The following is a 12368-nucleotide window of genomic DNA, read 5'->3' as shown; positions in this document are numbered from 1 at the left end:
AATCATGAAGAAATTACCTATATATATCATCACCATCATCGCATTATCCGGTTGCGACAAGTTCCTGGACATCAAGCCTAAGGACAAGTTCATCCCCACTACGGTGGCTGATTACGAGAATATGCTCAATTCCGGTACGATGGTGAACTTCGGGGACCAGTATTGGGATCTTATGTCGGACGACGCCTTTCTTCCCGAAGGCGAACCTGGCAACCTGTTTACGAAGGCGCAGCCTTTCGCCCGGTTGATCTACAAGTTCACACCGTCGCCGTATACGCAGGGTGATAATGATTATACCTGGAGCGAAGGTTACAAGCGGATTTTCTATTGCAACAGCATCATCAATAATATCATGGAAGCCACGGAAGGCACAGATGCCAACCGGAAGGCCGTACGCGCCGAAGCTTTGCTGGGCCGTGCCATGGAGCATTTGCTGCTGGTGAATACCTATGCGCATCATTACGACGCAGCTACGGCTGCTTCCCAGCCCGGTATTCCCATCGCCCTGATCGCGGATATCAGCGCCAAGTTCGTGCGCAACTCCGTGAAGGAAGTGTATGATCAGATCCTGGCCGACGGGCAGGCCGCCGTGGCGGACCTCCCGCTGAAGAACAAGCTCACGAAGTTCAGGGCCTCCAAAGCAGGCGGATATGCGCTGCTGGCCCGTACGTACCTGTTCATGGGCGATTATGAAAATGCGAGGAAGAACGCCGACCTGGCCATCGGATTGCAGGGCGAGCTGAAGGATATGAACACGTACAGCGTGATCATCCCGGGACCATTCCCCAACATTCCAGGCGCGCCGCTGGGCTGGACGAATATCCCCGATGTGCAAAAGAACCCTGAGACCATCGTGGGCCGGCACTTCCTCCGGCCTTTCGGGCTGGGGATGGACGTGTGCGCTTCTCCGGAGCTGACCGCGCTCTTCACCAACGACGACAAGCGCTGGACGCTCTACTACGCCGACGGCTGGCCGCCCGCGCCCCCTTTCAATTACATGAACCGCTACGGCGTGAAGCTCTTCCTGCGCGGGGATTACTATAACAACTACCTCGGCGTGGCGGAAATGTACCTCGTGCGCGCCGAGTGCCTGGCCCGCGAAGGGAAAAAGGCGGAAGCACTGGCCGATATCAACAAGCTCCGCCAGCACCGGATCACGCCGGCGGCGTATGTGGCTTACACACCCGGGGATTTCGGCGACGACAATGAGCGCGTGCTGCGTTTCGTGCTGGAGGAAAGAAGGAGGGAACTGGCGTTCACGGGCATACGCGTGATCGACCTGAAACGATTGAACAAGGAGCCCCGCTTCGCCAAAACCATCAAACACACGGCTGAAGGCAAAGAGTACGAACTGCTGCCCAACAGCGATCAATACTTGCGGCAGCTGTGGCCCAACGCCACGGTGTTTAACCCGGACTGGCCGCTGAATCCGTAAACGTTTTTGTCTGTCCGTATAACCCTTTATGGCGCCGCATTCCCGCGGCGCCATCTATCTCCTTTTGACGTTTAAAAACCGAACATGCAAGATAATATCGTAAAAATTGAAGGGCTGTTTCACCGGTACAGCAAAGACTGGGCGGTGCAGGACATCCATTTCGAAATCAACCGGAACGGCATCGTGGGGCTCCTGGGCTCCAACGGTGCGGGGAAGTCCACCACCATGAACATCCTTTGCGGCGTACTCAGTCAAACCCGCGGCCAGGTACTCATCGAAGGCATCGACATGCGCACCGATCCTGAAGAAGCGAAGAAAAGAATCGGTTTCCTGCCGCAGAATGCGCCGTTGTACCTGGAACAAACCGTAGACGAATACCTCACTTACTGCGCACACCTGCGCCTGATAGAAAAGAGCAAGATCAAAGCGGCGGTAGACGTGGTGAAGGAACGTTGCGGCGTGGCGCACTTCAGCAACCGGCTCATCGGCAACCTGTCCGGCGGTTACCGCCAGCGCGTGGGCATTGCGCAGGCAATCATCCACCGGCCGTTGCTCGTGGTGCTGGACGAGCCCACCAACGGTCTCGATCCCAACCAGATCCTGGAAGTACGGCAGCTGATTAAAGAGATCGCTTCCGACAGGGCGGTGATCTTCTCCTCCCACATCCTTTCCGAGATCCAGGCCACCTGCCAGGATATTATTATGATCGAAGGGGGGAAGATCGTGTTCAAAGACACGATGGATACTTTCAACAACTACATCGAACCGGATAGCCTGGTGGCCACGATGGAAAACCCTCCGGCCGCCGAAGAACTGACATCCATCCCGGGCATCCGGGAAGTGGCGTTTATTTCGGACAAGACGGTGCGCATCCGTTTCGAACCCGCGGCGGATATCGCTGAAAGCCTCGTGGAAACAAGCGTTCACCGCAAATGGCGCCTGAGGGAAATCACGCTGGAGAAGAGCTCGCTCGACGCCATTTTCGCCCAGTTATCGAACAAAACCTTTAAACCTTCCGTACAATCATGAGAGTCATATACAGAATCGCCCGGCAGGAACTGAGCCTGTTGTTTCATTCGCCGGTGGCATGGCTGATCCTGATCGTGTTCCCTATCCAGATCGGGGTGAATTTCCTTTATTACATCCAGATGATCGGAAGGGCGCAAAGGATGGGGAATCACTTCAACGACGTGACCTCCATGGTGTTTGCGGGCCTGCAGGAAGGGTTTTATCCCGGGGTGAAGAACACGCTCTACTTCTATATCCCGCTGCTCACAATGGGGCTGATCAGCCGCGAAATGCACAGCGGTTCCATCAAGCTGCTGCTTTCGTCGCCCATTAAAGTGCGCGACATCGTGCTGGGCAAATACCTGGCGATGATGGGCTATGGCGCCATGCTGCTGCTGATCATCGCAGCGTATGGTGTCGCGGGTTCGTTTTTCATCACCAACATCGACTGGATGCTGCTGGTTTCCGGCGCGATGGGGTTGTACCTGCTGATATGCGCATACGCGGCCATCGGGCTTTTCATGTCCTCGCTGACTACTTACCAGGTAGTGGCGGCAATCAGTACCCTGGCGGTACTGGCCGGTTTGAATTTCGTGGGAGGCCTCTTCCAGGGGAACGATACGGTGCGGCATATCACGTACTTCATGTCGATCGCCGGAAGAACGGAACAGTTTATTTTCGGGTTGATCAGCACACAGGACGTTGTGTACTTCGCGATCGTCATCGGTTTCTTCCTCGCCATTACCGGGATGCGGCTGCAAGACCAGCGGGAAGCCCGGAGCGCCGGCGCCCGCACCGCCCGGTACCTCGGGCTGGTGGCCCTCTGTTTCGCAGCGGGGTACGTCAGCACCATACCGGCTTTCACCGGTTATGCAGACATGACGGCCACCAAAACGCATACCCTCGGCCCCCAGAGCCGGGCGCTCATCGCCACGATGGACCAGCCCCTGAAAGTGACCACCTACGTCAACATCCTCGATAACAACTATTACCTCGGCGCGCCGGAAAAGAAGAGTGCGGACGAGCGCATCCTCACGCCTTACCGCCGGTTCATGCCCGACATGGAGATGAAGTATGTGTATTACTACGACTTCTCCAACAACGAAGGGCTCTATAAGAATTACCCCGGCGAAAGCGACGCCGCCATCGCCAAAAAGGTAGCCGACATCCAGGACCTCGATTACAAAAAAGTGCTGAAACCGGAGGAGGTTCGCAAGCTGGTGGACCTCAATCCCGAAGAAAACCGCCTGGTTAGGCATTTGCAGTATGGCGACCGGCAGACGTTCCTGCGGTATTACAATGATATCCGGATTTATCCCGGCGAGCAGGAATTCACCGCCGCGCTGAAGCGCCTTGTGACCCCGCGGGAAATTCCCGTGATCACGTTCCTGCGCGGTAATGGCGAGCGCAGCATTACGAAAGCAGGCGACGCGGAGTTCCTGCGGTTCGTGAACGAGCTTACGTTTCGCGGCGCGCTCATCAACCAGGGTTTTAACGTGGATACGGTCAACCTGGATCAGCAGGAAATTTCCGATGCCACCTCGGTGCTGGTGATCGCCGATCCGAAAACGACCTTTTCGCCGGCGGTGCAGCTGAAGCTGGATCAATATCTCGCCAGCGGCAGGAACCTGTTCGTGATCACCGAACCGGGATCCGCGCAGGTGCTGCAACCCTTGCTCACGCAGATGGGGATCCGGCCCGGCAGCACACCGGTGCAGGAAGAAAGCCGCGACTATGCGCCCGACTTCATCCTGGCCCGCTTTACCGACAGCGCCGGCGCCATCGCACCCATGTTAAGTGCATTCAAAGCGGGCAACGGCGTAGTATCCATGCCGGGAACCCTTCCGCTGCAATACGGCGCCGCCGCCGGATTCCATACTGTTCCGCTGCTCGAATCGAAAGAGAAAGGCGCGCTGGCTGTGGCCTCCCAACGGGAGATCAACGGCAAAACGCAACGGATCGTGGTAACGGGCGACGCGGATTTCATGAGCTCCGGCGAACTGGGACGGCGTAAACCTTACATCTGGAACCAGCCGCTGATCACCGAAATGTTCCGTTGGTTCACCTACGGCGATTTCCCCGTCAATACCGGCGCAATCCGTTCCACAGACGCGATCGACAGCGACGATAAAGGCATTATGACCATGCGGATCATCTTCTTCGGCCTCATCCCCGGATCACTCCTCATCTTTGCGGCAGCCTTACTGCTGTACAGGAAACGGAGATAGTATGCAGATGGATATAGTACAAGCGGTTGCAGGCCTCCGGGCTTGTAGCCGCTTTTTTTTGCGTGAAGTAGGGAATCATGTCGCCCTCCCGGCGGGTAAGGATTTGCCCCTGATCCATTTTAAAATGGAAACTTTCCCCGGATTGTTTAGCTTTACCAACGTATGAAACCACGTTTGTTGATTTTTGTAATCCCTATTCTCTCGTTTATTTGCTCCCCTGTTACCGCTCAAACCAAGCCGGATGAGATTTTCTTCGTGCGGCAAGGCGTACAAAGGATGATTTTCGATCCCCATCAATCCATTCCCCTCTCGAAGCTCGAGCCGGCTAATATTGTAGGCATCATCGCCATGCACCCCGTCAAGCACCACCTGATCCACCCCGCCATCCTGAGCGTGGAGGAAGACAAGCTGGTGGTATCTTCCCGGGAACAATCGGTGACCTCCATCTGGTTCGGCGGATTCAATCCCTTCGCCACCTATACCATCGATCTCGATACCCTGACCGGCAACGGTTGGGTGGGGTTTGAATTCGCGGACGGAAAGGAAGGGGAACAGGTAATGGTGACCCTCGATTTTATGAACGGCCTGCTCGACGAGGTGAAGTTCACCGCCAACGGCACTTTCTCCGGCGTATCTACCGATACTTCGATCTGGGTGAACCGTTCTGAAAAAGTGGAGGTAAAGGGGAAGATCATCCTGCAGATGCTGGGCAGCGGACTGGTATTGTATCATCAGTCGGCGGGATTGCCGAAGGTCATCGGGCAGGTGGATTTCAGCCAGTACATTGAGCTCCGCAGCGTGGAACGCATACAAACTTATCAGTCGAACCTCATCGTGGGCCTGCGCTCGGGCAGGGCGGTGATCGGCAGGGTAGAAGCCGCGCTCACGACGGGCATGGGGCTCGCCGACATACGGCCGATTACGTATGAAGATGGTTCGCCGTACCTGGACAGGGGGCGGTTGTGGTACACGATGTCCGTTCGCGGGAGGGCGCTGCCGCACCATATCCAGGGCGTTTTCAGCATGAACCCGACGGTTTTTGACGTGAAGCTCGAAGGCGTGATCCTGTTCGACCGGAAAGATGGATTACTCCGTAATGAAGTGGCTTCCCATATATTTTATGACCGGAAGGCCAGCCTTTGGCGCGGCATCACTACCGGTTTCAGTGCGTATGCCAGTCCCGGTAAGGAAAAGAAGCAGTTGCTGGCGGTGGAAAGCAGGCACGACCCCCGTTTCGGCTTCTCGGTGATGAACGCCTCCGCTTTCGGGCTGGTCGGCGATATCGAGGATCCGCATATCCTGTATGATGAAAAAGTAAAAAAATGGCGCCTCCTCACCTGTGTGAACCGTGACGGTTACAAGGCTGTGCTCTTCGAATCCGGCAGTTGGAACAAAGATTATAAGCCGATCGCGGGGCCAGTGGCGCATAACTCCACCGGCACCTCCATCCAGCGGATCGATGACAAGCTGTATTGCTTCTCCGGCAGCTCGGAACGGCAGGTCTATATCTATACCTACCCCGACCTGCAGGAAGCCGGCACCCTCAAAATGGACCTTCCACCCTGGGACGACGCTTCCAATACCCGTGTTTGGCCTAACGTGGTGCAAATGCCGGACGGTTACCCCTTCAAATTCGTCTCCCTCATGATGGATCGCTTCAACTATCCCGGCATCCACGGCCCCAACTGGACTTACGGGGCGATCTACCTCTATCACGGATTTTTCAAGGGAAAGAAAATTTCAAAATAATTTAACAAGACATTGTTTTGTGTCTGGGAATTTAGTATGTTTGAACATTCGAACATGAATTTGAAGATTGACCATAAGAGCAAAATGCCGCTCCACATCCAGGTGGAGGAACTGCTGCGCGAGTTGATTAGTCAGCCCGCGTACCAGAACGGTTCCTTCCTGCCGAAAGAAGTGGAACTGGCCAACCGGCTGGGCGTTTCCCGGAACACCATCCGCCAGGCCACCAACAAGTTGGAGTACGAAGGTTTGTTGGCCAGAAAGAAGGGCGTGGGTACCAAAGTGGCGCAACGCCAGTTATCCACCAGCCTGCAGGACTGGCAAAGCTTTACCAAGGAAATGTCCAAGCGGGGCATCGCTACCTCCAATCTCTTGCTTACGCTCGAAAAAGTGCAGGCCGACGAAAAGATGGCCGGGTTTTTCAATATACCCGTCAACACGCCCGTCTGCAAACTCAGTAAACTGAAAGGCGTCGAGGGCGAGCCAATCGTTTATTTCGAAAGTTACTTCCATCCTCGTATCATCCTTACGGAAAGCGACGATCTGAACCGTCCGCTGTACCAGCTCCTGTCCGAGAAATTCGATATTATTGTCGTGCGTTCCAGCGAGCACATCAGTGCATTGATGGCCGGCAGTGTGGCGAAGAAGCTGCAGGTAGACCCGAAAGATCCCGTACTTTTCCGGGAGCGCTTCGTGTACGACCCTGGCGACAGGCCCGTAGAGTACAACATCGGTTATTACAGGTCCGATAAATTCACGTATTCGATAGAGATCAGGTCAGAACCCTGATCCGACAGCTACTCCTTTTCTTGCTCCCTTGCAGGAAAAGGTTATTTTTTTCTTCATTATTAATATGTTCAAACATATGAACAATAACTATGTGATAGGTGCGGATATCGGTGGTTCCCATATAACGGCGGCCCTGATAAGCCTGTCCAACGGTGAAGTGGCGGCAGATTGCAAGTTCAAGGAGCCGGTGGATGCCGGCGCCGGTGCGGAAGACATCCTGGCGCGGTGGACGGCTTGCATCGCCCGGACGCTCGCGGCCGTGGGGAGGGAAGTAGCGGCTATCGGCATAGCCATGCCGGGGCCTTTTGATTATCCCGGCGGGATTTCGCTGATCAAAGGCGTTGCCAAATATGAATCACTTTATGGTATGAATATCCGGGAAGCGCTGGCGGCATCGCTGGGCTTTGCGTCGGGGATTTACTTCGAGAACGACGCGTCCTGCTTCGCGCTCGGCGAGGCATGGTCGGGCGAGGGGAAAGGTTCCAGCCGCATGGTGGCCGTAACGCTCGGCACCGGGCTCGGCGGCACTTTCCTGCGGGATAATGTGATCCTGCACGAAGGCACGGGCATCCCGCCGGAAGGATATATCTATCATCTGCCCTACAAAGACGGCATCGCGGAAGATTATATCTCTTCGCGCTGGCTGCTCAACGGGTATCACCAACGCACCGGGCAACGGCTCGCGGAAGTGAAAGACCTGGCGGACCTGGCCGAAAAACAGGATACCACGGCCCTGGCGCTCTTCGCCGGACTGGGCAACAGCCTGGGCGAAGTGCTGGCTCCCTGGCTCAGGGATTATGAAGCGGAAAGGCTCGTGATCGGCGGCAACATCCGCAAGGCGCATCCCTATTTCCTGGCGCCGCTGGAAACTTACCTGCGGGATAACGGCATCGCCACTACGGTCCACATTTCAGGACGCGGAGAAAACTCGGCTCTCTCAGGCGCCGCATGGATTTGCAGCACTCATATCAATAACAACAATGCGCGATAGAAAATGAACACCATCATGAATTGGAGAAAAACAACCCAACCCCTTCTGCCGGCAACAACGGCAGAACGAAAGCCGCTCCCGGCAGGCCGGTACGACATGTACCCCTTCGCCAGTCTGGGTTCCGGCCGTATTCAGTCCGGATACGCAACGCTTGCTAACTGGATGAAGGGTAGGAATGTCATTTTGATTGACGGTTATATCGGTAACGACTGGGAGTATATCGCCAGCTCCCTGGAGCGGGAGCTGACGGCTGCCGGTGTAGCCGTGAACCTGGTGTACACTGCAAACCTGATGAAACCCGAAGCGGAGATAGAGGCCCTCGTGGCGCCTTTCCTCGGTGAAAAAGGAACCGTCTGGGGCCGCAGGACGACGCTGACCCTGAAAGATTTATTCGATTCCAGCAAATTGGACAATATACAGATACCCGCAACCGGCATCACCCTCGTAGTAGGCGCCGGCGCGGCTTTGGCCAATGTACAGGCGCCCGTGGTGTACGTAGATCTTCCGAAAAACGAACTGCAATACCGCATGCGCGCCCGCACCGCCAATAACCTCGGCAAATCGCGGTGGGACGATAACCAGGAAACGTACAAGCGTTTCTATTTCGTGGACTGGGTGCTGCTCAACGCGCACAAACAATCCATCCTCCCCGCCATCGAAGTGATCGCGGACGGGCAGTGGAAAGAAACCATCTCCTGGGCCCCGCAGGCAGCCATCAGCGAAGGGCTGCAACAGCTGTCGCAGAACGTGTTCCGTGTACGGCCCTGGTTCGAAGCCGGCGCCTGGGGCGGCGACTGGATGAAAGAAAAAATTTCCGGCCTGAATAAAGAAGAAGTGAATTACGCCTGGTCGTTCGAAATGATCGTTCCGGAGAACGGCCTCGTGTTCGAAAGCGACGGCGTTTTGCTGGAAGTGGCATTCGACTGGCTGATGATAAAACACGCGAAGGAAGTGCTGGGCGCCGACGAACCACGTTTCGGTATCGACTTCCCCATCCGATTCGACTTCCTCGATACGTTCGACGGCGGCAACCTGTCGATCCAGTGCCACCCCAGCGTGCAGTACATCCGCGAGAACTTTGGGGAAACCATTACGCAGGACGAAACCTATTACATGCTGGATTGCAAACCGGGCGCGAAGGTGTACCTCGGCTTCCAGGACGACATCGATCCGGCGGCGTTCCGCGCGGCATTGGAAGGAAGCGTGGCGAAAAACGAGGCGATCGACATCGAAAAATACGTACGGGTATTCGAGGCGAACAAGCACGACTTTTTCCTCATCCCCAACGGCACCGTGCATAGTTCCGGGAAAGACAACCTGGTGCTGGAGATCAGCGCCACACCTTACATCTTCACTTTTAAGATGTACGATTGGGTAAGGCTCGACCTCAACGGGAAGCCGCGCCCCATCAACATCGACCACGCTTTCCGCAACCTGGATTTCAGCCGCAAAGGCACCAGGGTAGAGGACGAGCTTATTTCGAAGCAAAGCGTGATCGAAAAAGGCGACAACTGGCAGCTCGTACACGCGCCCACCCACCAGCAGCATTTTTACGATGTGCACCGCCTGGAGTTCGAGGGAACGGTAACGGTGGAAACGGTGGGCAAATGCCATGTGCTCATGCTGGTGGAAGGGGAATCCGTGGTGGTGGAAACCGCCAATGGCTTCCGGCAGCGGTACAACTACGCCGAAACATTCGCGATCCCCGCAGCTGCGGGATCTTACAGGATCATCAATGAAGGCGGCGCCACGGCTAAAGTGGTGAAGGCTTTCGTCAAATAATTTACCGGACTGCCCGCGGCGCGTCCGCGGGCAGTTCTTCATCAAACAAAAAATAGCTAGGATGAGAAAGGAAAATTGGATGCTCTGGTTGTTGCTGCTCGTTTCGGTATCCCGCCTTGGCGCGCAGGAAAAGAAGGATTTAACCGGATATGTAGATCCGCTGATCGGAACGGCGCATTGCCGCTGGTTCCATTTTGCGCCCGGCGCTTCGCCGTTCGGAATGGCCAAGCCAGGCCCCTCCACCGACGGCAGCTACGGCAATCCCAACGGTTGGGAAGCAGTAGGATACGATTACAGGCACACCTCCATTGAAGGGTTCCCCAATTTTCATGAGTTCCAGGTAGGAGGCGTAGTGCTGATGCCTACGAAAGGAGCGCTGGTGACGGTTCCGGGTAAACTGGATGATGTGCAGTCGGGCTACCGGTCGGCATTTGATCGTGCGGAGGAAAAAGCCACCGCAGGATACTATGCCGTAACGCTGAAACGCTACGGTATCCGTGCAGAAGTCACCTCCACTGAACGCGTGGCTTTCCAGCGGTTCACCTTTCCCCAGGGAACGGACTCGCATATTCTTTTCGATATCGGCAACAAACAGGGTGAAAGCGGTGAAGTGAAAGACGCGCGCGTGTACCTGACGCCCGACGGCCGGATCGAAGGGTATGTCATCACCCTGCCTTCTTACGTACAGAAATACCAGTCCGGCGCGGAGGTAGCTATGTACTTTTCCGCTGTGCTGGACAAGCAACCTTCTGCATTCGGGACTTTCCGCGGTACGCAGCAAACGCCCGGCGAGAAAGACATTAATGGCAAAGGGGCCGGCCTCTACCTCACATTCGACACCAAAGCGGATGAAGCGGTAACTGTGCGCCTGGGGCTTTCTTACACTTCCATCGAAAACGCCCGCGGCAACCTGCAGGCCGAAGCCGCCAACCTCGCCTTCGACGCAGCCCGCCAGCAAAACCACCAGAAATGGAACGATTACCTGGGCCGCATCACCGTAACCGGCGGCAGCCAGGCGGACCTGACCAAATTCTATACCGGCCTTTATCACGCCGTGCTGGGCCGCGGCCTCGCCAGCGACGTGAACGGCGCTTATCCGAAAAATACTGGCGGCAACGGTCAGATTCCCCTCAATGCCCAGGGGAAACCGGTGCACAACCATTACAATACCGATGCCGTTTGGGGCGCATTCTGGAACCTCACACCGCTTTGGGCGCTGGTGTACCCGGAATATTACTCCGACTTCGTGAGCAGCCAGCTGTTAGTGTATAACGACGCCGGCTGGCTGGGCGACGGCATCGCCAACAGCAAATACGTGTCCGGCGTGGGCACCAACTTCGTGAGCCTCGTAATGGCCGGCGCCTATAACTACGGCATCCGCGATTTTGATGTGAACAAAGCTTATGAAGCGGCGCTGAAAAACGAAATCGGATTCCAGAACCGTCCGGAAGGCGCAGGGAAGGATGATGTGGAGCGCTTCCGCAAATACGGATACGTGGATCATATCGATCCTGCTCCAGGGCAATGGTGCTTCTCCGGCTCCCACACGCTCGAATATTCCTTCAGCGCGTTCGCGGTAGCGCAATGGGCGAAGAAACTGGGGAAGAAGGAAGATTACAAAACACTCCTGAAAATGTCTGACAGCTGGAAGAACATCTTCGACCCGGCTACCAAATACGTGCGCCCGCGCAAGGCCGATGGCGCTTTTGTGGACAATTTCAATCCCACCGAGCCCTGGCGCGGATTCCAGGAAGGGAATGCGGGACAGTATTCCTTCTATGTACCGCATGATCCGAAGGGCCTGGTCAGCAAGATCGGCAAAGCCGAATTCAACAAACGGCTGGACAGCATTTTCACCGCCGCGCAGAAGACCACCTTCGGCGGTGGTACCACCATCGACGCGTTCTCCGGTCTTTCCGCGCCATACAACCACGGCAACCAACCCTGCCTGCAGATGCCCTGGATGTTCAACTTCTCCGGCAAGCCGCACCTTACCCAGAAGTGGGTACGCGCGATCTGCAATGAGTTTTACGGAACGGAAGGGATTCATGGTTATGGTTACGGCCAGGACGAAGACCAGGGCCAGCTGGGCGCATGGTATGTGCTGAGCGCGATCGGCCTGTTCGACGTACAGGGCGGTGCCGCGGCGCAACCCGAAATGCAGATCGGTTCTTCCCTGTTCGAAAATGTAGAGATCAAACTGAATAAAAAATATTACAAAGGCGATAAGATTGAAATCGTGACGCACAACAATGCGCCCGCCAACATCTATCTCCATCAACCATCCTTCAACGGAAAAAAACTGAAACAGAACGCCATTCCGTTCAGCCTGCTCACGCAGGGCGGAACGCTGGAATATCAATTGAAAGACAAGCCGGCTTCTTTATAA

At 55.8% G+C, this 12368-nt stretch carries 8 protein-coding genes; all 8 read left to right on the top strand.

Annotated features, from left to right (window positions below):
• The first annotated feature begins 4 nt into the window (after positions 1 to 4).
• Complete coding sequence (locus tag WJU16_RS04835; RefSeq protein ID WP_341837191.1) at positions 5 to 1435, top strand: RagB/SusD family nutrient uptake outer membrane protein; 1431 nt, start codon at positions 5 to 7, stop codon at positions 1433 to 1435.
• Between the two features lie 84 nt (positions 1436 to 1519).
• Positions 1520 to 2464 carry an ABC transporter ATP-binding protein gene (locus WJU16_RS04830; RefSeq protein ID WP_341837190.1) on the top strand — a complete coding sequence of 315 codons (945 nt, stop codon included), beginning with the start codon at positions 1520 to 1522 and terminating at the stop codon, positions 2462 to 2464.
• Positions 2461 to 4671, top strand: a complete 2211-nt coding sequence (locus tag WJU16_RS04825; RefSeq protein WP_341837189.1) for a Gldg family protein — start codon at positions 2461 to 2463, stop codon at positions 4669 to 4671. Before WJU16_RS04830 ends, WJU16_RS04825 begins: the two co-directional genes overlap by 4 nt.
• Positions 4672 to 4833: 162 nt before the next feature.
• Complete coding sequence (locus tag WJU16_RS04820; protein WP_341837188.1) at positions 4834 to 6420, top strand: hypothetical protein; 1587 nt, start codon at positions 4834 to 4836, stop codon at positions 6418 to 6420.
• Positions 6421 to 6474: 54 nt separating this feature from the next.
• The gene (locus WJU16_RS04815; RefSeq protein WP_341837187.1) at positions 6475 to 7206 is read left to right on the top strand and encodes a GntR family transcriptional regulator; all 732 of its coding nucleotides are present in this window, start codon (positions 6475 to 6477) and stop codon (positions 7204 to 7206) included.
• A 76-nt stretch (positions 7207 to 7282) separates the two neighbouring features.
• Positions 7283 to 8197 (top strand): ROK family protein, encoded by a 915-nt coding sequence (locus WJU16_RS04810; protein ID WP_341837186.1) that lies wholly within the window; start codon positions 7283 to 7285, stop codon positions 8195 to 8197.
• A gap of 15 nt (positions 8198 to 8212) precedes the next feature.
• Entirely contained in the window at positions 8213 to 9979 is a 1767-nt protein-coding gene (locus WJU16_RS04805; RefSeq protein ID WP_341837185.1) for a class I mannose-6-phosphate isomerase, read from the top strand.
• Positions 9980 to 10040: 61 nt separating this feature from the next.
• Positions 10041 to 12368: a GH92 family glycosyl hydrolase gene (locus WJU16_RS04800; RefSeq protein ID WP_341837184.1), complete on the top strand. Its 2328-nt coding sequence runs from the start codon at positions 10041 to 10043 to the stop codon at positions 12366 to 12368.

Source organism: Chitinophaga pollutisoli, from assembly GCF_038396755.1.
GTDB lineage: Bacteria > Bacteroidota > Bacteroidia > Chitinophagales > Chitinophagaceae > Chitinophaga > Chitinophaga pollutisoli.
This window is presented reverse-complemented; position numbering and strand designations above follow the sequence as displayed.

Excerpts from the sequence above, each read along its gene's own strand:
- WJU16_RS04835 (WP_341837191.1), top strand. The coding sequence starts at position 5 with ATGAAGAAATTACCTATATATATCATCACCATCATCGCATTATCCGGT.
- WJU16_RS04830 (WP_341837190.1), top strand. The coding sequence starts at position 1,520 with ATGCAAGATAATATCGTAAAAATTGAAGGGCTGTTTCACCGGTACAGC.
- WJU16_RS04825 (WP_341837189.1), top strand. The coding sequence starts at position 2,461 with ATGAGAGTCATATACAGAATCGCCCGGCAGGAACTGAGCCTGTTGTTT.
- WJU16_RS04820 (WP_341837188.1), top strand. The coding sequence starts at position 4,834 with ATGAAACCACGTTTGTTGATTTTTGTAATCCCTATTCTCTCGTTTATT.
- WJU16_RS04815 (WP_341837187.1), top strand. The coding sequence starts at position 6,475 with ATGAATTTGAAGATTGACCATAAGAGCAAAATGCCGCTCCACATCCAG.
- WJU16_RS04810 (WP_341837186.1), top strand. The coding sequence starts at position 7,283 with ATGAACAATAACTATGTGATAGGTGCGGATATCGGTGGTTCCCATATA.
- WJU16_RS04805 (WP_341837185.1), top strand. The coding sequence starts at position 8,213 with ATGAATTGGAGAAAAACAACCCAACCCCTTCTGCCGGCAACAACGGCA.
- WJU16_RS04800 (WP_341837184.1), top strand. The coding sequence starts at position 10,041 with ATGAGAAAGGAAAATTGGATGCTCTGGTTGTTGCTGCTCGTTTCGGTA.